The sequence below is a fragment of the Acinetobacter sp. YH12117 genome (assembly GCF_013418865.1).
GTDB lineage: Bacteria > Pseudomonadota > Gammaproteobacteria > Pseudomonadales > Moraxellaceae > Acinetobacter > Acinetobacter indicus.
On sequence record NZ_VPBF01000075.1, the window covers coordinates 1 to 3,773 of the forward strand.

At 44.8% G+C, this 3,773-nt stretch carries 3 protein-coding genes; all 3 read left to right on the top strand.

Annotated features, from left to right (window positions below):
* Window positions 1-196: hypothetical protein (locus tag FTU55_RS15335; protein ID WP_373684773.1), on the top strand; the 196-nt coding region annotated here is incomplete at its 5' end.
* A complete protein-coding gene (locus FTU55_RS14630) occupies window positions 193-2,136 on the top strand; it encodes an ATP-binding cassette domain-containing protein (RefSeq protein ID WP_180006202.1) in 1,944 nt (647 codons plus the stop codon). The genes FTU55_RS15335 and FTU55_RS14630, both read left to right, overlap by 4 nt.
* A 330-nt stretch (window positions 2,137-2,466) precedes the next feature.
* Window positions 2,467-3,630 carry a zinc-dependent alcohol dehydrogenase gene (locus FTU55_RS14635; protein ID WP_180006203.1) on the top strand — a complete coding sequence of 388 codons (1,164 nt, stop codon included), beginning with the start codon at window positions 2,467-2,469 and terminating at the stop codon, window positions 3,628-3,630.
* Window positions 3,631-3,773: the final 143 nt, after the last annotated feature.

Sequence of the window (3,773 nt, forward strand, 5' to 3'; positions counted from 1 at the left end):
AGTACCAGCGTACGGCCCACAGAATGATGTCACGCTGAAAATGCCGGCCTTTGAATGGGTTCATGTGCAGCTCCATCAGCAAAAGGGGATGATAAGTTTATCACCACCGACTATTTGCAACAGTGCCTTTTATTTTGATGGGCTTTCCTTTAGAATAGCGCCATTCTTCTTGTCGAATGTCAGTACAGTTCCATGATTCAGTTAGATCAGTTAACCATACGCCGCGGTGGACGCATCCTTTTCCAGAAAGCCTCCATGCAATTGCATCCTGGATGGAAAATTGGCCTGACCGGTGTCAATGGAGCCGGCAAGTCGACCCTATTTTCAGCACTATTGGGTGGGATTGAGTCTGACAGTGGTTCCCTGACCCGTCCTGCAGTCTGGACTGTGGCGCATATGGCCCAGGAAATCAAAGCCTTGAATATGAAGGCGATTGATTTTGTCCTGTCTGGCGATGAGGAATACTGGGATATCCAACAAAAGCTGAATCATCCTGAACAGCTGGATGATGCTGAACTGGCACGCCTATATGGCCGCTTTGACGAAATTTCCGGTTATGTGGCACCCTCTAAGGCTTCACAGCTGATGGCAGGTTTGGGCTTTATGGATTATCAATCCGAGCTGGATGTTGCCAGTTTTTCGGGGGGATGGCGTATGCGTCTCAATCTGGCGCGTACTTTGATGAGCCGTTCTGATCTGTTATTACTGGATGAACCGACCAACCATTTAGATTTAGATGCGATTCTTTGGCTAGAAGATTGGCTCAAATCCTATGAAGGCACCTTGGTGCTGATTTCACATGACCGGGATTTCCTGGATGCCATTACCGATCATATTTTACATATCGAAAATCAGGAACTGATACTTTATACCGGTAATTACTCGACTTTTGAGCGTACCCGTAGCGAACGTCTGGCACAGCAGCAACAAGCCTATGAAAAGCAGCTTGAAGTGCGTGCCCATCTACAAAAATTTATTGACCGTTTTAAGGCCAAAGCCACCAAGGCAAAACAGGCCCAGAGCCGAATCAAGCAGCTGGAGCGTATGCAGGAACTCTCTGTTGCGCATGTAGATACGCCGTTTACTTTCAGCTTCCGTGAACCAACCAAAATGAGTTCACCATTACTACAACTGGAAAATGCCGATATCGGTTATGGCGATAAGCTGATTGTGCGTAATGTTACCCTGCAAATTACTCCAAATAGCCGTATTGGTCTGCTGGGGATGAATGGTGCTGGTAAATCGACTCTGATTAAATCTCTCGTCGGTGATTTAGCTTTAATTAAAGGTCTTCGTAAAGACTCAGAATTGTTAAATATTGGCTACTTTGCCCAGCACCAGATGGATGCACTGGATGGTAGCGCCAGCCCGATGTTGCAGCTGGCACGTATCGCTGATCCTAAAATTAGTGAGGCCAGCTTGCGTTCTTTCCTCGGCAGCTTCGGCTTTAGCGGCGAACGCATGGATACACCAAGTGAAAGTTTCTCGGGTGGTGAACGTGCCCGTTTAGCACTTGCATTAATCGTATGGCAGCGTCCAAACGTGCTGATTCTGGATGAACCAACCAACCATCTGGATCTGGATATGCGTCATGCTTTAACGATGGCACTACAAGATTTCGAGGGTGCTGTCGTGCTGGTTTCGCATGAACGTCAGCTGATCGCCAGTGTCTGTGATGAGCTGCTGTTAGTTCATAACGGCAAATGTACTGAATTTGATGGTGATCTGGTGGCTTATGCCGAGTGGTTACGTCAGGCACGTGCAGAATTATTAAAAAATGCGCCTAAAACTGCTGAAGTGGTGAAAACACAGCAAGCTGAAGCGAAATCTGTACCGAGTAAAATGGATAAAGAAACCCAACGCAAGGAGGCTGCTCGCCAACGTGAGCAGACTCGGCCGATTCGCAAAAATATTGAAAAATGTGAAAGCCAGATCGGAAAGTTGCAGCCAAAACTCGCTGCAATTGAAGAAAAGCTGGCAGATACTGGTCTGTATGATGCAGCGCGTAAGGATGAATTGCTTAAGCTCATGAATGAGCAGACTGAACTGAAAGCACAACTGGAAACTGCTGAAGAACAGATGCAAGAACTGATGATGGAATTAGAAGAACTGGAACAGTCTTTCCAGGAAAGTTAATTTTAATATTCATTTAAAGCTTCAAGGATCATTAACTATAGTTACTGATCCTTTTTTTATGGGTTTATATTTTCTCTGCTATTAGTAAATCTTTTCTCTTACCTATTTTCCTACACTTCTCAGCTTGGTTAATCATTTACTCGATTTTTGACATATTTTGTAGTGAATTACGCAAGTACTATATAAGTTTATTTTTTAAACACTCGGCTTCCTTATTTCATACATTAATTTACAGCTCTAGGTCAGGTTATAAGGCTCTAATAAAAAGGCTTTTTAATAATCAGCAGCCTTATTTGAGACTATTTATGTTGAACTAGAGAGGAAATCCGCATGCGTGCTCTTACCTATCATGGTGCTCGGGATGTACGAGTTGAATCTGTTCCAGATCCAGTGATTCAGGAACCAGATGACGTTATTTTAAGGGTGACAGCCACCGCTATCTGTGGCTCAGATCTACATCTATACCGGGGTAAAATCCCGGCCACTGAAGACGGTGATATTTTCGGCCATGAATTTATGGGAGTTGTAGAAGAAGTCGGCCCTGCAGTGACAGAAGTCAAAAAAGGTGACCGGGTGATCATTCCCTTTGTCATTGCATGCGGTCACTGTTTTTTCTGTGAACATGAACTCATGGCTGCCTGTGAAAATACCAATACGGGTCGTGGTGCGATCCTGAATAAAAAACAGATTCCACCAGGAGCGGCCTTGTTTGGCTTTAGCCACCTGTATGGTGGTGTTCCGGGTGGTCAGGCTGAATATGTGCGAATTCCCAAAGGTAATGTCGGACCGTTTAAGGTTCCCGGCTCTTTGCCTGATGAAAAAGTATTATTCCTGACCGATATTCTGCCAACAGCCTGGCAGGCAGTAACCAATGCTCAAGTCACCCGTGGTTCTACAGTGGCAATTTATGGTGCTGGTCCAGTCGGTCTGTTATCTGCAGCTTGTGCACGGATGCTCGGTGCCGAACAGATCTTCATGGTAGACCATCACCCTTATCGCTTGCGATTTGCTCATCAAACCTATGGGGTCATTCCGGTCAACTTTGATGAAGTCGATGCAGCTGAATTTATTATTCAAAATACAGCAGGTTATCGTGGTGTTGATGCAGTTATTGATGCCGTTGGTTTCGAGGCCAAAGGGAGTGTTCTGGAAACCGTAATGACCAACCTGAAATTAGAAGGTTCGAGTGGTTCAGCGCTCAGACAATGTATTGCAGCAGTCCGCCGCGGCGGTGTGGTGAGTGTACCGGGGGTTTATGCCGGTCCAATTCATGGCTTCCTGTTTGGTGATGCCTTTGATAAAGGTTTGACTTTTAAAATGGGGCAAACCCATGTGCATAAATACTTGCCGCAGTTGCTCGAACATATTGAAAATGGAGATCTGTCTCCAGATGTGATTATTACCCATCGCATGAAACTGGAAGATGCTGCGGAAGGTTACCGTATTTTTGATAAAAAGGAAGAAGACCGTCGTAAAGTCATTCTAACGCCGTAAATGTACTAAAAAAATACTCTGTACACGACAAATTTCACAGAACCCTTATCCTATCAGGATTCTGCTTTCTTAAAATTGCCAAAATTTCCTTAAACTCTTCTTTTTTCCCAAAACCAATTAAACGCTGAATCGCCATTTGAACA